The sequence below is a fragment of the Geothrix alkalitolerans genome, from assembly GCF_022808885.1.
Taxonomy (GTDB): Bacteria; Acidobacteriota; Holophagae; order Holophagales; family Holophagaceae; genus Geothrix; species Geothrix alkalitolerans.
Genome location: NZ_JAKZLE010000003.1, coordinates 32,728 through 49,004, shown reverse-complemented (window position 1 = coordinate 49,004; position 16,277 = coordinate 32,728). Strand labels below are relative to the sequence as shown.

Genomic DNA, 16,277 nt, shown 5'->3' with positions numbered 1-16,277 from the left:
CATTTTCTGGATATATTTCCGGCATGGCCTGGCTGAACTACCACCATCTCCTCTACTTCTGGACGGTGGCCCGCCTGGGCTCGGTGCGCGCGGCCGCCGAGGAGCTGAGCGTCAGCCAGCCCGCCCTCAGCACCCAAATCCGCCAGCTGGAGGAGCGCCTGGAGGAGCGGCTCTTCGAGAAGGACGGGCGCCGCCTCCGGCTCACCGAGGCCGGTCGCCTCGCCTACCGCTACGCCGACGAGATCTTCACGCTGGGACGGGAGTTCCAGAACGAGCTCAAGGGCCGGCCCACGGGGCGGCCGCTGCGGCTCGTCGTGGGCGTCTCGGACGTGCTGCCCAAGCTCATGGTCCACCGGCTCCTCCGGCCGGCCCTGGGCCTCGAGGAGCCCCTGAGGCTCTCCTGCCGGGAGGACCGCCTGGGCGAGCTGGTGCAGGCGCTCCTGGCCCACGAGGTGGACCTGGTGCTGTCCGACGTGCCCTGTCCTCCGAGGACCGCGCCCCGTGCCTTCAACCACCTCCTGGGGGTCTGCGGGGTGGACCTCTTCGCGGCGCCCGGCCTCCTCAAGCGCCACCGGGGGGCCTTCCCCGCGGCCCTGGACGGCGCGCCCCTCCTCCTGCCAGCGGAGGGTACCGCGCTCCGCCGGGACCTGGACGCCTGGTTCGAGCGCCAGGGCCTGAGGCCCGTGGTGGCGGGGGACTTCGACGACAGCGCGCTCCTGAAGACCTTCGGCGCGGAGGGGGAGGGCTTTTTCACGGCGCCCGCGGCGCTGGCGGAGGAGGTCTGCCGCAGCTACGGCGTCCGGCGGGTCTGCGGCCTGGAGGGCCTGCAGGAGCGCGTCTACGCCATCAGCGCCGCGCGGCGGCTGGTGCATCCGGCCGTGGTCGCCATCCTGAAGAACGCCAAAGAGGAGGTCTTCCCCGCCTGACCCGCGCTGGGGGAGGCGGGATCCGGAGCCTCAGCCGGCGAATCGGTCCGTCGCCGCCACCAGAGCCCGGGAGATGCCGGGCTCGTAGGCGCTGTGGCCGGCGTCGGGGACGATGACGAGGTCGGCCTCGGGCCAGGCCTTCGACAGGGCCCAGGCGCTCTCGATGGGGCAGACCATGTCGTAGCGTCCCTGGACGATGGCGCCGGGGATGCCCTTGAGCCTCCCCGCATCGCGCAGCAGCTGGGCCTCGTCCATCCAGCCTTTGTTCAGGAAGTAGCTGCACTCGATGCGGGCGAAGGCCAGCGTGGTGGCCTCGTCGCCGTAGGAGGCGATGAAGTCGGGATCGGGGATGAGCTTGCTGGTGGCCCCCTCCCAGATGCTCCAGGCCTTGGCGGCGGGCAGGTTCACGGCCGGGTCGTCACTGAGCAGGCGCTTCGCATAGGCCTGCAGGAAGTCGCCGCGCTCGGCCTCGGGGATGGCGTCGCGGTAGGGCTCCCAGGCGTCGGGGAAGATGCGGCTGGCGCCCTCCTGGTAGAGCCAGTCCACCTCGCGCTGGCGCAGCAGGAAGACGCCGCGGAGGATCAGCTCGGTGACGCGCCCGGGATGCGTCTCGGCGTAGGCCAGGCCCATGGTGGCGCCCCAGGAGCCCCCGAAGACCATCCAGCGCTCGAGGCCCAGCTCCACGCGGATGCGCTCGATGTCTGCCACCAGGTCCCAGGTGCCGTTCTCGCGCACCTCGGCGTAGGGCGTGCTCTGCCCGCAGCCGCGCTGGTCGAAGAGGATGATGCGGTACGTCTCCGGGTCGAAGTAGCGCCGGTGCTTGGGGCTGGTGCCGCCGCCGGGCCCGCCGTGGAGGAAGATGACGGGCTTGCCCTGGGGGTTGCCGCTCTCCTCCACATGCAGCTCGTGCAGGTCCGACACCTTCAGGCGCAGCGCCCGGGTGGGCTCGATGGGCGGGTAGAGCCAGCTGACGGGATCCTTGCGCAGCGACATCGGGACTCCTACACGAAGAAGAGCGCCGCCGCGCCCGCCAAGGCCAGCAGCGTCCCCAGAATGGCATGCCAGCCCACCTTCTCCTTGAACGCGAAACGGGAGACAGGCAGCAGGAGGACCGGCGACAGGGACATGAGCGTGGCGGCGACGCCCATGGGGGCCCGGGCGATGGCCACCAGCGACAGCACCACGCCCAGCACGGGGCCGGTGACCGCGCCCAGGCCGATGTAGGCGGTGGCCCGGCCGTCGCGGAAGCCCCCCAGGGTTCCGCCCAGACGGTCCCTGGCGCCGAAGTAGAGCAGCAGGGCGCCCAGGCCCGCGGTCACCCGGATGAGGTTGGCGGAGATGGGCGGGAAGCCGCCTGCCAGGCCCTTCAGGCTGAAGAGGAGGCCCACGGACTGGCCCAGGGCGCCACCGACGCCGAGCGCCACGCCGCGCCAGAGGTGGGGATGGGGCTCGCGATCACCGCCATCCCACACCACCCACGCGATGCCGCCCAGGGTGACGGCCATGGCCAGGACCTTCGGGAGGTTCAGGCTCTGGCCCAGGAACAGCCAGGCCAAGAGAGCACTGAAGATGGGCGAGAGGGTCATGAGCAGCATGGCCAGCCGCGCCCCGATGACGACGAAGGCCTCGAAGAGCACCGCGTCGCCCACGGCGAAGCCGATGAGGCCCGACACCCCCAGCCAGCCCAGGCGCACCGCCCCCGCCTGCCAGGGGAAGACTTGGCCGTAGAGGACGAGGTGCAGCAGGAGCAGCAGGGCCCAGGCCATGAGCAGCCGCACCAGGTTCACGCTGGCGGACCCCACTCGCCGGCCCGCGATGGTGAAGCAGACGGAGTTGAGGGCCCAGCACGCGGAGGTGAGCAGGGCGGCGCTTTCGCCGAGGTACGTCATACGAACATCTCCAGGATGCCGTTGCTCATGAGCATGCCGCGGGGGCTGAGGCGCACCCGGTCGCCTTCCCAGACTGTGAGGCCTTCCATCGCGAGGGCCCGCAGCCGCGCCTCCCACCCATCCGCCAGGGGCCGCAGGTTCAGGTCCCCCGCCTTCTGCCTCAGAGCCCCCCAGTCCACGCCGCGGTGAAGGCGCAGGCCCAGCAGGGGGATCTCGGCCAGGGCTTCGGCGGCGCCCAGCTCCTGGAAGTCCAGGCGGCCGCGTCCTTGGGTCCAGGCGGGGATGACGGAGGTCTCCGTCCAGCGGAAGGCGCCCATCTGCGAGGCGGCGCTGGGGCCCAGGCCCAGGTAGGGGCGGCGCTCCCAGTAGCGGGTGTTGTGGATGGACTCGCCGCCGGGGCGGGCGTAGTTGCTGATCTCGTAGGGCACCAGGCCCAGCGGCGGAAGTTCGGCCTGGAGGGCCTCGAACACGTCCGCCACCTCGTCCTCGGAGGGCAAGGCGAGCCGGCCGGCGTCGATCTCGGCCCGCAGGGGGCAGGCTTTGTCCAGGTCCAGCAGGTAGATGCTCAGGTGGTCGATGCCTGTGGCGGCGAGGGCGCGGGCATCTTCGATGACTTTGGACAGCGACTGTCCAGGGATGCCCACCATGAGGTCCGCGCTGCGCCGCCGGAAACCAACCTGCTCGGCCAGCCCCAGCGCCTCGAGAGCCTGCGCCGCCCCGTGAATTCGCCCCAGCCGGGCGAGCAGGGCGTCATCCAGGGCCTGCACACCGAGGCTCACACGATCCCAGCCAAGATCCCGTGCCCCCTGGAGCCAACCCAGATCCACGGTGCCGGGGTTGGCTTCGAAGGTGGCTTCCACGAGGGGGGAGAGGTCGAAGGCGTCGCGGAGGGCGGCCGTGAGCGCCGCCAGTTCCCCCGGGGAGAGCAGGGAGGGGGTGCCCCCGCCCAGGTAGAGCGTGTCCACCGCGGGCCGCTCCAGGGCCTCGCCCCAGGCCCGGACCTGGGCCGTCAGGCGCCGGATCGTGGCCGGCTGGAGGTCGCGATCCCGGGTGGTGGCGAAGGAACAGTAGGTGCAGCGGTCCAGGCAGAAGGGAATGTGCAGGTAGAGCCCGAGCGGCTCCCCGTGCGCGGCGGCCCTGAGCGCCGGCAGCCTCTCCGCCAGGGGGGGCGGAAGGTCAGGGGTCAACCATCACCTGCTTCACAGCCTCCCGCAGGGCCCGGATCTCCTTCGGGAAGCGCCAGGGAGCCTGGGTGGGCTCCGCGGTTCGTTCCAGAGCCTGATACCGCTGCAGCAGGAACGCGTGGCGTTCGGGCCGGGGGATCCGCCCGCCCATGTGGAGCTCGAGGAGTTCGAGGTTCTGCTGGAGGCGGGCCGCCTGGGGGTGGTAGAGGAAGACGTTCAAGAGCAGGTGGCCGAAGGCGAGGCCCAGGATCAGGAACCCGCCCACCACCGGGAGGCGGAGCGCGGTGCTCAGCCCCAGGGCCAGCCACCAGCCCATGAGGACCATGAGCGCCAGCGCCAGGAGCGGCACCAGGGGCATGGCCCACAGGCCATTGCCCCAGAGGCAGTCGTGGATGAGGGAATCGGTGACGGCTTCGAGGGTGCGGCGGTCGTTGGCGATCCGGGCCCGGAGCAGGTGCTGGTCCAGGGCCTCCCAGGCCTGTTTCTGGGCGGGAGTGAGGGTCACCTGCCGGTACCCGCGGGGGACCAGGTTCTGGGAACCAGCCTGGGCAGGACGGAGGCGACCCGGCTCCACCGCGGGCGGGGGCGGGGGTTCCAGGATCTCCGCGTCGGCCGGCGGCGGCGTATTGGTGATGTGGGTCTGCCCGCCGGCATCGCGCCAGTAGTAGGTTCGCGAAGGCTGGCCCAGGAGGGCCAAGACGAGCAGTCCCGCAGCGGTGATCATCCGTCACGCTCAGAACTGGGCATCAAGGGCCTCGCACCAGAAGTGGTAGATCATCTGGTGGATCTCCTGAATGCGCGCCGTCACGGTGGAGGGCACCACGAGGGCGTCGTCCATCAGGCCCGCCAGCTTGCCGCCGTCGCGGCCCAGCAGGCCCAGGGTGCGCACGCCCAGCTCCTTCGCGGAGGCCGCGGCCCGGATGACATTGGGGCTGTTGCCGCTGGTGCTGATGCCGATGAGCAGGTCGCCAGGCCGGCCCAGGGCCTCCACCTGGCGGGAGAAGACCTGGTCGAAGCCGTAGTCGTTCCCGATGGCCGTGAGGGCCGATGTGTCGGTGGTGAGGGCGATGCCCGCGAGGGCGCGCCGCTCCTTCAGGTAGCGCCCGCTCAGCTCCGCGGCCAGGTGCTGGGCGTCGGCGGCGCTGCCCCCATTGCCGCAGACGAGGATGCGGCCGCCGCGGCGCAGGCGCTCGGCCATGTCGTCAGCCTGGGCGAGGAGGTGGTCCATCTCCCGGGTGAAAAAGGCCTGCTTGAGCTGGACGGACTCCTGGACGTGCTGGAGGAGGATCTGCTTCATGCCGCCGATTGTGACAGGAATTCCACTCCCAGGATTTCCCAGACACTGGCAGACTGCGGGGAGTCTTGCCCCTTCCGAGCGTGGGTCCCATGGAATGGATTGCCCTCAAACACGCCCTGCTGGCCCACCTCCCGGTGGCGACCGGATTGCTCCTGCCCTGGGCGCTGTTCGCCTCCCAGCGCGCCGGACGCGGCATGCGCCCCTGGTGGACGGTGTGCCGGTACCTGGGCTGGGTCGGCCTGCTGGGGCTGATCGCCGCGCTGGTCAGCGGCCCCGCGCTGGGCCGCCTGTCGGCGCTGATTCCCGCCGGGCGGATCTTCCCCCTGCCGGCCTCGGGCCTGGGAGCGGATGCCCTGCTGTTCCGCCATGCGGTGATCGCCACCGCCGCGGCGCTCCTCTCGGTCCCCGCGCTCTGGTCCATGAACCGCCCGCGGAAGGATCACCAGAGCCTGGGCCTCCTCGCGCTGCTGCTGGGCCTCGCCTGGTCCGGCGCCCTCCTGGCGACCGGGTATTCCGGCTATGCCCTGGCCCATCCCGGCCGGCCCGTTGCCCCCTCGCCCGCGAAGGTCGTCCAGGCGCCCCCCGCGCCGCCGGCGGATCCCGAAGCCCAGGCTCCCGTGCGGGCCCTGGACTATGCCTCCCTCGAGGCCATCCACGCGGAGCCCGTCAAGTCTCCCGCTCACGGCGGCCGGTGGATCCGCGCCTGGGCCAATCCCGCCGCCGCCTCCGCCTACCGGGCCGGCAACCCCCTGCCGCCGGGCTCCCTGGTGGTGCTCAGCACCCTGGAGGACCGCTGGGGCCGCCCCGGCACCGAACCCGGCCCGCTCTACGCCCTGGAGATGAGGGGCGAGATGCCCGCGCTCACGTTCTACTGGCCCCAGGTGCCCATCGACCGCCGGCAGGAGACCGGCGGCGAGGCCCGGGCCTACTGGCGGAACCAGAACACCCATCTGGAGGCCTGCAAAGCCTGCCACACCGGGGGCATGGCCGATCCCGCGCAGCGCAGCCGCTGGCGCGTGCCGCGCGCGAGGCCCGTTTCCGAGAATTGACCCGAGGCTAGGCCCGTTCCACGAGGGGGAACAGCCGGGCTTCCTCCAGGTCGATTCGCCGGCGGAGGACCTGGAGCAGGTCCCTGGACGTCTCGATGAAGGCCTCCGGTGCCAGCCGGATGGCTTCGGCGCTGGGCCAGTGGTGGCTGAACTGGCGCAGCCGGGTCTTCAGCTCGCCCAGGCCCGCCTCCAGCCCTCTCGCGGTGGCCTGGATGTCGGGGTCCATGGCTTCCAGCAGCGCCGGATACAGGACGGTGTTCTCCATGGACACGTGGGCCTTGACCGTGACGAGGAGGGCCTGCGCGCCGGCCAGGCAGAGGTCCGGATGGCTTCGCACCAGGGCCGGGGCCAGGCGGGCCTCATGCTCGCGCGCCAGGCGTCGCAGCTCCTGGTGGTGGTGGTGATAGGGGGCAAGGCTGGCGTCCATGGCAGACCCTCATGCCCCATGCTATCGGCCGAGTCGGGCCAGACTTGAGTGTTGCTTGGGGGTGGCTGGCATAAAAAAGGCCGGTCACGGGACCGGCCTTTTTTATGATGGCGAGGGGATTCAGTCGAGGGTGAACTCGCCGCTGTCGATGATGGTGATCTCCGTGGGGAGGAACTGCACGTCGTAGCCCTTCTCCTTCAGCAGGTGGTAGGCCAGCTCGGCACGGATGCCCGTGGAGCAGTGGCAGATCACCTTCTGGCCCTTGGGGACCTCGGCCAGCCGGGCCAGAAGCTGGGGTTCGGGGACGGTGAGGGCACCCTTGATGATGCCGTTCTTCGTCTCGTCGAGGTTCCTGACGTCCAGGATCACCGCGCCACGCTCGGCGGGAGCGAGGTTCGCGAGCCTGGTGAACTCCGCCGGGGCGATGGCGCCGGGGCGGGGCTTGGGCACGAAGGCGGCCTTGGTGGCCAACGTTCCCGTCTCCACCGGCATCGACGCAGCCTGCCAGGCCTTGAACCCGCCGGTGAGGACGTTCACGCCCACATAGCCGGCCTTGACCAGGTCGGAGGCCACGGCCTTCGCCGCGTCGCCGCCGGTCTCATCCACCACCACCACCGGGGGCTTGAGCTTGGCGGAGGGGAAGGTCTGGAGCAGGTCGGCCGTCTTCGCGGGATCCGCGGCCACGGCGCCCTTGATGAAGCCCTTGGAGGCTTCAGCGGCGGGACGGGTGTCGAGGATCACGAGCGGCGTCTGCGTGTCGAGGAACGCGACCTTCATGGAAGCCGGGCTCAGCACGCCGTAGGCCTTCTTCGTCCAGGCGGGCATGCCGTCGATGAACACCTTGGCGTTCGTGTAGCCCAGCTTCTTGGCCTTGGCGAGCGATCCGGGGCTCATGTTGCAGGTCTTCCCGCTGCAGTAGAAGATCACCAGCGCGCCCTTGTCGGCCGGCAGCTTGGCCACGTTCTTGTCGAAGGCGGGGAAGGGCAGGTTCACGGCCGTGGGGATGGCGCCTTCCATGAAGCGTGGCGCCGGGCGCGAGTCGAAGAGGAAATACTTTCCTTTCTCGGGGCCCAGGACCACCAGCTTCTGGAGCTCGTCGAGCGTGATGGTCTCGCTGGCGGCCAGCTTGACGGGAGGCTTGGCGAACACCGCCACGGCGGTCTTCACGCCGTCCTTCTCGGTGAACTGAACGCGCACCTCGTGGCCCTTGGCGATGGACTTGAGGGCCGCTTCCGCGTTGGCGGCGGGCTCGGGGGTGACCACCTTCAGCGAGGCCTTGTCGAACCGCAGCACTTCCGTGCGCTCGTCGAGCTTGAGCTGGAAGGAATTGTTCTTGAGGGCGAGGTTGTCGAAGTTGCCGCGGAGGTTGTCGGCGGCGGTGGTGTGGCAGGTGGTGCAGATCTTCGCGGAAGCCGGCTTTTGGGCCGCAGCGGGCTCGGCGGCCAACAGGCAGGAAGCGGCGGCCAGGAGGCTGGCGGCGCGGAGAAAGGGGACGGAATTCATGCAGGCTCCTCAGGCAGGGGTAAGCGAAGTCTGAGGATTCATGATCGATGCATCAAGAAATGTGTGACGCAGATCTACGGACAGTCCGATGGCGGGTTTCTACAAGTGTTCAATGGATTGAATTATGTTGATATGGTTATGAATCGATTAACGATATCGTCTGAGACTCACTCCGCCTCGACCAGCACTTCGCGCGGTTTCCCCGCGCCGCGGTCGGGCCCGACGATGCCTTCCTCCTCCATGCGGTCGATGAGGCGCGCGGCGCGGCCGTAGCCGAGGTTGAGCTTGCGCTGGAGGAGGCTGGTGCTGGCCTTGCGCTCCCGCTTCACCACGGCGAGGGCCCGGACGTAGATGTCGTCGCCGCCGCCCATCTCCGCCTCGTCGAAGAGGGCGGTCTCCTCCTCGGTCTCCATGGCGCTGACGAGGGACTGGTTGTAGTCGGGCCGGCCGCGCTCCCGCAGCCAGGTGACGAGGCGCAGGGTCTCGTCCTCCGTGAGGAAGGGGGCGTGGATGCGCCGGGGATGGCTGGCGCCGTTGGGGAGGAACAGCGCGTCGCCGGCGCCCAGCAGCTGCTCGCCGCCGCCGGAATCCAGGATGGTGCGGCTGTCGATCTTGGTGCGCACGCGGTAGCTGAGGCGGCTGGGCAGGTTGGCCTTGATGACGCCCGTGACCACGTCCACCGAGGGCCGCTGGGTGGCGAGGATGAGGTGGATGCCCACGGCGCGGGCCTTCTGGGCGATGCGGGCGATGCTGTCCTCCACCTCGCTGCGGGCCACCATCATGAGGTCCGCCAGCTCGTCGATGACCACCACCACGTGCGGCATGGGGTCCAGCACCGCGGGCCGGTCCGGCCAGCGCGGATTGGGCGTGCGCTCGGAGATGTCCAGGCTTCCGCCGGCGTCGGCGATCTTGGTGTTGAAGCCCTTGAGGTCGCGCACGCTGAGCAGGGCCAGGCGGCGGTAGCGGTCCTCCATCTGGGCCACCACCCACTTCAGCACGCGGCCCGCCTCCTTCATGTCCGTGACTACCGGCGCCCACAGGTGCGGGATGTCCTCGTAGACGCCCAGCTCCACCATCTTCGGGTCCACGAGGATGAGCTTCACCTCGTCGGGCAGGGCGCGCACGAGGCAGGAGCAGATCATGGCGTTCACGCCCACGCTCTTGCCGCTGCCGGTGCTGCCGCCGATGAGCAGGTGGGGCATCTTGTTGAGGTCGGCCACCACGGGCTTGCCCGCGATGTCCTTGCCGAGTGCCAGCTGAAGCAGCCCCGGCGCGTCGCGGAACGAGGGGCTGTCGATGACCTCGCGGAAGGTGATGATCTCCCGCTTGGGGTTGGGCACCTCGATGCCCACCAGGTTCTTGCCCGGAATGCGGTCCATGCGCACAGCTTCAGCCTGCAGGGCCAGGGCGAGATCCTCCTCCATGCCCAGGATGCGGGACAGGGGGATGCCGGGATCGGGCTGGAACTCGAACACCGTGACCACGGGGCCGGGCTGCATGCCGGTAACGGCGCCCTTGATCTTGAATTCGGACAGTTTCTGTCCAATGACTTCCTTGATGGACTCCAGCGCCGCGAGGTCAGCCTTCGCGTGCTGTCCGGGAGGATCGAAGAGCCGGCGCGGGGGCAGGGTCTCCCGGGAGGCCGGGCCCGGTTCCGGATCGGGCGGCGGGGCGGGCAGGGGGCGCGCCGGGGTGGGCTCCGTGAGGGGCAGCGGGGGCTGGACGATCTCCCGCCCGAAGCGGTCCTTGGCCACCTGGACCTTGGCCACGGTGGCCTTCGGCTTGGGCGGCGGCGGGGCCTCGGCGAGCAGCTTGGCCCGGAAGGGGGCGTCGGCGGGCAGGGGGGGCGTCGGTGCGGAGGTGGGGAGCGGCTGCGCGTCGATCAGGGTCTGGGTGGCATCGAGGTTGATGGACTGAATGGGCGGAAGCAGGTCCTCGGCGCGGACGAGGGGCTGCTTCCTGCGGACCTCTGCCGTCTCCAACTCGGCCTTCAGGAGGGCCTCTCGCTGGGCCTCCAGGGCCTCCTGGCGCTGGGCCAGGGCCAGCAGGGCCGCGCCATCCGCCGCGTCCAGGTCCGGCTGGTCCGGGTTGCGGCCGCGGAGGAAGGGCCGCTTCACCATGCCGAGGAAACCCTGGAAACCCTTCGCCGGCATGGGCTTCACCCAGGGCCAGGCGGTCTCGCCCAGCCAGCGGTGCAGCAGCCTGCCGATGCCGCGCGTCACGGAGGGGGCCAGGACGAGGGCGCAGGTGAGCATCACCAGGGCCAGGAAGAGGGGCAGTCCGACAGGCCCCAGGAGGTGACGCTGGGCGGGCCACAGGGTGCTTCCCAGCCAGCCGCCCCAGCGGATCTCCACGGTGCCTACGCCATCGAGGCCCGGCCAGGACCGGCTGCCGAAGGCGCCGAGGGCCGTCCAGACCGCCAGGGCCAGACCCAGCCAGGCCAGGCGGCCGGGCCAGCGGTGCTCCTCCCGGGGCCAGGCTTCCCAGAGCAGGTAGGGCGGGACGATCCAGGCGCCCATGCCCATGAGGGTCTGGAGCAGACCCGCGATGGTGGCCCCGACGGTGCCGCAGAGGTTCTGCACGCCCGCCACGGCGGCGCCCTGCGTGAAGGGGTGCGGGTCCAGAGGATGGAAGCTGGCCAGCGAGAGCAGCAGCACCAGGGCCACGAAGCCCAGTCCTGCCCTCAGCATCCAACGGCCGATCCCCTGCAACGCGCCTCCAAGGTGACTGGGCTTCAGTGTAGCCCAGGGGCGCGGCGCTCAGCGGGACTGGGGCGCTGGAGTTGGGGATTGCAGGAAGGCCAGGCGCAGCTGCGGGTTCCAGGCGGGCTTGCCAAGGTCGTGCAGGAAAGCGCTGGCCGGCACGAAGGCCCAGCCTTCCCGTCGCGCGCGGTCCATGAAGGCCCCCAGCCCCGCGGAGGGCCGGTCCTTCTCGGCCCGCTCCGAGCCCAGGTGCATGAGCACGATGAGGCCGTCGCCATCGCGGTCCAGGCGCTGCCTGAGGCGCTGGAGGATGGCATCGCCGCTGCGGTACAGGCGGCGCTCCTTCGGTGTCGCCCAGTCCAGGGTGTCCGCGCCTTCGCTCCAGCCCACGTGGCGGTAGCCCAGTTCCTCGGCCCACCGGCGGATCTCGGCGGTCTGTTCGCCATAGGGCGCCCGCCAGTAGGGATCCATGGGGCGGCCGAGGAGGCGCACCAGGGCCGCATCGGCCTCCAGGAGTTCCCGCTGCACCCGCTCCTTGGTCCACTTGGGATCGCGCTTCATGCCCGGCGCGAAGTGGGGATGGTTCATGGTGTGGTTGCCCAGCTCGTGCCCTTCTGCCGCCATGCGCTTCACCAGGGCCGGGAAGTGCTGGATGAAGGCGCCCGTGAGGAAGATGGTGGTGCGCACGCCCCGGGCCTTCAGGGCGTCGAGGATCTCGGTGGCGACCTCGGCATTGGAGCCGCCATCGAAGCTGAGGAGCAGCCGCTTCTGTCCCCCGGGGCCGCGGGTGAGGTTGAGCGCCTCGCCCATCCCGGGCCAGGGGCCTGGCCCCGGGGCCGGCGCCGCGGCGCGGGGGAGAAGGAACGGAGCGGGGCTCGGGAGGGGAGTGACCCGATCCGGGGCCACGGCGGGCAATCCGGGCAAGGCTTTCGGAGGCCGGGCGGGCACGATGGCGGGGCCCACCTCGGCCCGGGCCGGCGGGTCGGCATGCGGCGCCTTCGACGGGACCCTGGAAGCAGCGCGGGTGCTGGGTTTCGGGGGCGCGACCCTGGCCGGCGGAGGCAGCACGAACTCGAAGCGGGCCAGGATCTGGCCGGAGGCGGTGCGCAGCAGGGCGGTCTCGCCTACGGGGGGGCGGAACAGCTCCCAGCGCACGGGGCCGGCTTCGGCGAAGCGGGCCTCCCGGATGGAGCGCCCCTCCAGCACCAGCTCCGCGGGTGAGGCCAGCTCGCCTTCCAGGATGGCCAGCCCCCCCACCGGGCGCCAGGACCAGTCCTTCCGGGCCGAGGTGGCGGGCCTGGGCGGGGGAGCGGGCCGCGAAGCCGCCTCCCGGGCCGCCTGGCGCCCGCAGCCCGTCAAGGCCAGGAACAGGCCCAGGAAGAGCCCCGAGCCCAGGCCCGTGCACATGCCCATCCGCAGACTCGGGCCCGGACCTGACCTGCGGGCGGGTCTCATGACGTGGCGTCTCCCCGGCAGAGCGCCCAGTAGTTGGCCTTTTCCCGGATTTTCACGCTGTGCGGATGCAGGTCCGCCTCCCGCAGATGCTCGAAGGCCCACTCGGCCAGGGCCTCGGCGGTGGGGTTCCGCCCATCCAGCGGGGACAGGGTGTTCAGCAGGTGGTAGTCCACGGCTTCCAGCCAGGCATCCAGGGCCTTGGCGAAGGCCGCCTCGTCCGCTTCGGAGACCAGCTCGACCGTGGCCTCGACTTCCCAGTTGTGCCCGTGCCGATCCTCCTGGAATCCAGGAAGGTTGTGGAAATGATCGGCCACGAAGGGGCGTCGGAGAGAGAGGGTGAAAGGCATGGCTGAGTATAGCTATCGGCCATGGAACTGCGGACATGAGGAACGGCGATCAGGGCTCGGCCGTCGGCCCCAGCTCCGCGCGGAGCGCGGTCAGGTAGGCGGTCATGACCGCCTGGCGGGCCCCGGCGCGGCGGCGCCCCGCGGCGGTGGTCATGCCGGCGGCGAGCTTAAGGAGCTTCCGCTCGAAGTGGTCCAGGCTCCAGGCCTTGTCATCCAGGTCGCGGCCCTCGGCCCAGGGGTCCTCCGGGTGCCAGAGGCCGGCCCCAAAGCTGGCGCCCGTGGCGAAGACCCGGGCGATGCCGATGGCGCCCAGGGCCTCCAGGCGGTCGGCGTCCTGCAGCACGGCGGCCTCCAGGCTGCCGGGAGACTCGCCCCCGCTCCAGCTGTGGGTGGCCACGGCGGCGGCGATGGCCTCTGCCTTCGGCTCCAATCCCGGCGTCTCCCGGCACCACTGGGGCACCAGCTCCGCCGCCATGCGGGCGGTGAGCGGCGACTCCGGGTGGTTCTTGGGGCGGTAGACCAGGTCGTGGAGCAGGGCGGCGGCCACGCAGACCTCTACATCCGCGCCCTCCTCGGTGGCCAGGACGCCCGCCAGGCGCGCCACCCGCAGGATGTGGCCCAGGTCGTGGGCGGCATCCCGGGGGAAGGGCTCGGCGGCCAGGTGGGCCCGAAGGCGCGCCAGCAGGGGCGCGGACCAGGGGAAGGCGGGGCTCGACGTCATGGTTCCAGCCTAATCCAGCGACCGTGGGCGGGGATTGTGGCGCAGATCACACATTTCAATATTGAGACTCCTTCTCTTTTGATTAGAATGGATTCCTGAGGCCGGGCATGTATCTCTGCATCTGCAACGCCATCACGGAAGACCAGGTCGCCTGGGCCGTGCGGGAGCGCGGCGCGGCGTCGGTGAAGGCGGTCTTCGAGGTCCTGGAGGCCAAGCCGGACTGCGGCCGCTGTCTGGGAGCCATGGCCGAGGCGGTCCTGGCCATCCGGGCCGGGGAGCCGGTGGGGGTGGCCCTGGATCCGCTCGCGACGCCCTGGGGCTGCCGGGGACGCTGCCGCCCGGTCTGGGGCGTACCGGGCGAGATCGCCAAGGCCAGCTGAAACGAGTTGTGAGGAACCGGCAAAGGTGGCTATGGTGAGGGCCTTTCCAGGGGAGGCCCCATGCAAGGCGATGCGACCCTCATCCAGCACCTGAACCGGCTCCTCCGCAACGAACTCACGGCCATCAACCAGTACTTCCTCCACGCCCGCATGTGCCGCAACTGGGGCCTGAAGGAACTGGGGGAGCACGAGTACCGGGAATCCATCGACGAGATGAAGCACGCCGACCGTCTCATCGAGCGGATCCTCTTCCTGGAGGGCCTGCCCAGCATGCAGGACCTGCACAAGCTGCGCATCGGCCAGAATCCCAAGGAGGTGCTGGAGGGGGACCTGGCCCTGGAGATGGACGCCATGAAGGACCTGCGCGAGACCATCGCCTATGCGGAAGGCATCCGCGACTACGTGAGCCGCGACTTGGCCCAGGACATCCTTGAGAGCGAGGAGGAACACGTGGACTGGCTGGAAACCCAGCTCGACCTCATCGGGCAGATGGGCCTCCAGAACTTCGTCCAGCGGGCCGCGGGCGGCCTGTCCTGACCGCCGGCCCCTGCCATCGCAGTGGCCGCTGGCGGAGGGCGGTCCGCCCAGGGGATCATGGAGGGTGCCCCGAGGCACGCCTGGAGTGCCCATGCGGTTCCTGAAGTCCCTGTTCTGCTCCGTTCTGCTGGCGGCGACCGCCTGGGCCCAGAAGGCCGATCCCTCCTTCGATGCGATCAAGAGCGTGAGCCTGGCCTTCCAGAAGGGAGCCGTGGTGCTCACGGTGCCGCCGGGCGCCCACCTGAAGGCCTCGTTCATGGAGGTGGCGAAGAAGGGCGGCGCCGGAACGCTGAAGGTGGGTCCCCTGCCCGCCACGGACGCCCAGGACGAGATCGGCGACGGCGTGTGGCATGGCACGGTGCGCATCCCCCTGCGCGGCGAGAGCCTCAGCGGCACCGTGAAACTGGAAGTGACCTACCAGCCCTGCACCGAGGGCGAGGGCGGCGTCTGCTTCCCGCCGACCACTCGGGTGCTGGATGTGAGGGCGTCCGAGATTCCGACTGCCGCGCCCGCGGCCGTGCCGGCAGAGAAACCTGCGGTTTCTCCGGTGGAAAAAACGGCAGAGCCGGCGACCCCTGCGGCTTCGCCTTCTCCCACGGCGCAGGCGGCTGCGCCTGCGCCTGTCCCCGAGCACTCGGGCCTGTTCTGGTCGCTGCTCCTGGTCTTCCTGGCGGGCATGGGGGCCTCGCTCACGCCCTGCGTGTACCCGATGATCCCCATCACCATGGCCATCGTGGGAGCCAAGGGCAGCGGCAAGGCCAGGGGCTTCGCGCTGTCTGCCATGCTGGTGCTGGGCATGGCGGTCACCTACACCACGCTGGGCGTGCTGGCCGCGCGCAGCGGTGCGGCCTTCGGGGCCTTCGCGCAGAAGCCTGCCTTCCTCATTCCGGTGTCCCTGCTCTTCGCGGCCTTCGCGCTCTCCCTCTTCGGGGCCTTCGAGATCGCCCTGCCCCAGGGGCTCGCCCTGAAGCTGCAGGGTGACGGCTCCCGCAAGGGCTTCGGCGGGGCTTTCCTCATGGGCCTCGTGCTGGGACCCCTGTCGGCGCCCTGCGTGGGCCCCGTCATCGGCGCGGTGCTGGTGGGCATTGCCCAGCGGGGCGATGTCTTCATGGGCGGGCTCCAGCTCTTCGTCTTCGCCCTGGGCATGGGCGTGCTGTTCCTGGCCGTGGGCACCTTCTCGGCGGCCCTGCCCAAGAGCGGCGACTGGCTCACGCGGTTCAAGCAGGGCATGGGCCTGGTGGTGCTGGGCTTCGCGGCCTGGAACGTGCGGCTCGTGGTGCCGGACTGGGCGAACTTCGCCATGTGGACCATCGTGATGCTGGCGGGCGCGGCCGTCTTCGGCGCCTTCGAGGCCGCCGCGGGCCTGGTGGGCCAGCTCCGCAAGGGCTTCGCCCTCCTGATGCTGGTCCTGACCCTGTTGCTGGGCGTTCGAACGGTGGAGACCTACCTGAAGGTGGACCTGCTGCCCAAGGGCGGCGCGGCGGCCGTGGCAGACGAACACGCCGGCTGGATGGAGCAGGACCTGGAAGGCGCACTGGCCAAGGCCAGGGCCGAAAAGAAGCTCGTGCTGGTGGACATCTACGCCGAGTGGTGCGCCCAGTGCAAGGAGCTGGACGAGAAGACCTGGCCCGACGCCTCCGTGAAGCAGTGGATGGCCCAGAACGCTGTGCCCATCCGCATCGACACCGACGCCAAGCGCAAGGACCTGGCCGCCAAGCTCCAGATCCGCAGCTACCCGACGGTCCTCCTGCTGGACGCGGACGGCAGGGAGCTGCGTCGCATCCTCGGCTTCCAGAAGCCCGAGAGCATGAGGGCGTGGCTGGAAGGCAAATGACGAGGGCCCGCGAACGCGGGCCCTTT

General features: G+C 70.5%; 16 protein-coding genes. 5 read left to right on the top strand and 11 right to left on the bottom strand.

The window, feature by feature from the left end:
* Window positions 1-23: 23 nt before the first annotated feature.
* Window positions 24-926 (top strand): LysR family transcriptional regulator, encoded by a 903-nt coding sequence (locus MLJ35_RS08005; RefSeq protein ID WP_243383886.1) that lies wholly within the window; start codon window positions 24-26, stop codon window positions 924-926.
* Window positions 927-956: 30 nt separating this feature from the next.
* Here the strand turns inward: MLJ35_RS08005 and pip are convergent, their stop codons facing one another.
* The 5 genes from pip to gmhA are packed head-to-tail and all read right to left on the bottom strand — an operon-like array spanning window position 957 to window position 5,296.
* On the bottom strand, window positions 957-1,919 hold the full coding sequence (pip, locus tag MLJ35_RS08000) for a prolyl aminopeptidase (RefSeq protein WP_243383885.1): 963 nt from the start codon (window positions 1,917-1,919) through the stop codon (window positions 957-959).
* An 8-nt stretch (window positions 1,920-1,927) separates the two neighbouring features.
* Window positions 1,928-2,815: a DMT family transporter gene (locus MLJ35_RS07995; RefSeq protein WP_243383884.1), complete on the bottom strand. Its 888-nt coding sequence runs from the start codon at window positions 2,813-2,815 to the stop codon at window positions 1,928-1,930.
* Window positions 2,812-4,002, bottom strand: a complete 1,191-nt coding sequence (locus MLJ35_RS07990; protein ID WP_243383883.1) for a coproporphyrinogen-III oxidase family protein — start codon at window positions 4,000-4,002, stop codon at window positions 2,812-2,814. Before MLJ35_RS07990 ends, MLJ35_RS07995 begins: the two co-directional genes overlap by 4 nt.
* On the bottom strand, window positions 3,992-4,723 hold the full coding sequence (locus tag MLJ35_RS07985; protein ID WP_243383882.1) for a DUF4124 domain-containing protein: 732 nt from the start codon (window positions 4,721-4,723) through the stop codon (window positions 3,992-3,994). The genes MLJ35_RS07990 and MLJ35_RS07985 overlap by 11 nt, the downstream gene beginning before the upstream one ends.
* 9 nt (window positions 4,724-4,732) lie before the next feature.
* Window positions 4,733-5,296 (bottom strand): D-sedoheptulose 7-phosphate isomerase, encoded by a 564-nt coding sequence (gene gmhA, locus MLJ35_RS07980; protein ID WP_243322711.1) that lies wholly within the window; start codon window positions 5,294-5,296, stop codon window positions 4,733-4,735.
* Window positions 5,297-5,385: 89 nt separating this feature from the next.
* Between gmhA and MLJ35_RS07975 the strand changes: the two genes are divergently transcribed.
* Window positions 5,386-6,345 carry a hypothetical protein gene (locus tag MLJ35_RS07975; RefSeq protein WP_243383881.1) on the top strand — a complete coding sequence of 320 codons (960 nt, stop codon included), beginning with the start codon at window positions 5,386-5,388 and terminating at the stop codon, window positions 6,343-6,345.
* A 7-nt stretch (window positions 6,346-6,352) separates the two neighbouring features.
* Here MLJ35_RS07975 and MLJ35_RS07970 read toward each other — a convergent pair whose 3' ends face one another.
* The 6 genes from MLJ35_RS07970 to MLJ35_RS07945 all read right to left on the bottom strand — a co-directional run bounded on the left by MLJ35_RS07970 (window position 6,353) and on the right by MLJ35_RS07945 (window position 13,500).
* A complete protein-coding gene (locus tag MLJ35_RS07970) occupies window positions 6,353-6,772 on the bottom strand; it encodes a hemerythrin domain-containing protein (protein WP_243322715.1) in 420 nt (139 codons plus the stop codon).
* Between the two features lie 120 nt (window positions 6,773-6,892).
* Window positions 6,893-8,275 (bottom strand): rhodanese-like domain-containing protein, encoded by a 1,383-nt coding sequence (locus MLJ35_RS07965; RefSeq protein WP_243383880.1) that lies wholly within the window; start codon window positions 8,273-8,275, stop codon window positions 6,893-6,895.
* A gap of 167 nt (window positions 8,276-8,442) precedes the next feature.
* Entirely contained in the window at window positions 8,443-10,986 is a 2,544-nt protein-coding gene (locus tag MLJ35_RS07960; RefSeq protein WP_243383879.1) for an FtsK/SpoIIIE family DNA translocase, read from the bottom strand.
* Between the two features lie 48 nt (window positions 10,987-11,034).
* A complete protein-coding gene (locus tag MLJ35_RS07955) occupies window positions 11,035-12,384 on the bottom strand; it encodes a polysaccharide deacetylase family protein (protein ID WP_243383878.1) in 1,350 nt (449 codons plus the stop codon).
* Between the two features lie 44 nt (window positions 12,385-12,428).
* Window positions 12,429-12,779: a 6-pyruvoyl trahydropterin synthase family protein gene (locus MLJ35_RS07950; RefSeq protein ID WP_243383877.1), complete on the bottom strand. Its 351-nt coding sequence runs from the start codon at window positions 12,777-12,779 to the stop codon at window positions 12,429-12,431.
* 49 nt (window positions 12,780-12,828) lie between these two features.
* A complete protein-coding gene (locus MLJ35_RS07945) occupies window positions 12,829-13,500 on the bottom strand; it encodes an HD domain-containing protein (RefSeq protein WP_243383876.1) in 672 nt (223 codons plus the stop codon).
* Between the two features lie 107 nt (window positions 13,501-13,607).
* Here MLJ35_RS07945 and MLJ35_RS07940 point away from each other — a divergent pair, with 107 nt between their 5' ends.
* From MLJ35_RS07940 to MLJ35_RS07930, 3 genes are all read left to right on the top strand, one after another.
* Complete coding sequence (locus MLJ35_RS07940) at window positions 13,608-13,880, top strand: (2Fe-2S)-binding protein (RefSeq protein ID WP_243383875.1); 273 nt, start codon at window positions 13,608-13,610, stop codon at window positions 13,878-13,880.
* 60 nt (window positions 13,881-13,940) lie between these two features.
* Complete coding sequence (gene bfr / locus MLJ35_RS07935) at window positions 13,941-14,417, top strand: bacterioferritin (RefSeq protein ID WP_243287252.1); 477 nt, start codon at window positions 13,941-13,943, stop codon at window positions 14,415-14,417.
* Window positions 14,418-14,508: 91 nt separating this feature from the next.
* The gene (locus MLJ35_RS07930) at window positions 14,509-16,251 is read left to right on the top strand and encodes a protein-disulfide reductase DsbD family protein (RefSeq protein WP_243383874.1); all 1,743 of its coding nucleotides are present in this window, start codon (window positions 14,509-14,511) and stop codon (window positions 16,249-16,251) included.
* The last annotated feature ends 26 nt before the right edge of the window (window positions 16,252-16,277 follow it).

What these genes read in the sequence shown, in the direction of transcription:
- MLJ35_RS08005 (WP_243383886.1), top strand. Translation starts at nt 24, where the DNA reads ATGGCCTGGCTGAACTACCACCATCTCCTCTACTTCTGGACGGTGGCC.
- pip (WP_243383885.1), bottom strand. Translation starts at nt 1,919, where the DNA reads ATGTCGCTGCGCAAGGATCCCGTCAGCTGGCTCTACCCGCCCATCGAG.
- MLJ35_RS07995 (WP_243383884.1), bottom strand. Translation starts at nt 2,815, where the DNA reads ATGACGTACCTCGGCGAAAGCGCCGCCCTGCTCACCTCCGCGTGCTGG.
- MLJ35_RS07985 (WP_243383882.1), bottom strand. Translation starts at nt 4,723, where the DNA reads ATGATCACCGCTGCGGGACTGCTCGTCTTGGCCCTCCTGGGCCAGCCT.
- gmhA (WP_243322711.1), bottom strand. Translation starts at nt 5,296, where the DNA reads ATGAAGCAGATCCTCCTCCAGCACGTCCAGGAGTCCGTCCAGCTCAAG.
- MLJ35_RS07975 (WP_243383881.1), top strand. Translation starts at nt 5,386, where the DNA reads ATGGAATGGATTGCCCTCAAACACGCCCTGCTGGCCCACCTCCCGGTG.
- MLJ35_RS07970 (WP_243322715.1), bottom strand. Translation starts at nt 6,772, where the DNA reads ATGGACGCCAGCCTTGCCCCCTATCACCACCACCACCAGGAGCTGCGA.
- MLJ35_RS07965 (WP_243383880.1), bottom strand. Translation starts at nt 8,275, where the DNA reads ATGAATTCCGTCCCCTTTCTCCGCGCCGCCAGCCTCCTGGCCGCCGCT.
- MLJ35_RS07955 (WP_243383878.1), bottom strand. Translation starts at nt 12,384, where the DNA reads ATGTGCACGGGCCTGGGCTCGGGGCTCTTCCTGGGCCTGTTCCTGGCC.
- MLJ35_RS07950 (WP_243383877.1), bottom strand. Translation starts at nt 12,779, where the DNA reads ATGCCTTTCACCCTCTCTCTCCGACGCCCCTTCGTGGCCGATCATTTC.
- MLJ35_RS07945 (WP_243383876.1), bottom strand. Translation starts at nt 13,500, where the DNA reads ATGACGTCGAGCCCCGCCTTCCCCTGGTCCGCGCCCCTGCTGGCGCGC.
- MLJ35_RS07940 (WP_243383875.1), top strand. Translation starts at nt 13,608, where the DNA reads ATGTATCTCTGCATCTGCAACGCCATCACGGAAGACCAGGTCGCCTGG.
- bfr (WP_243287252.1), top strand. Translation starts at nt 13,941, where the DNA reads ATGCAAGGCGATGCGACCCTCATCCAGCACCTGAACCGGCTCCTCCGC.
- MLJ35_RS07930 (WP_243383874.1), top strand. Translation starts at nt 14,509, where the DNA reads ATGCGGTTCCTGAAGTCCCTGTTCTGCTCCGTTCTGCTGGCGGCGACC.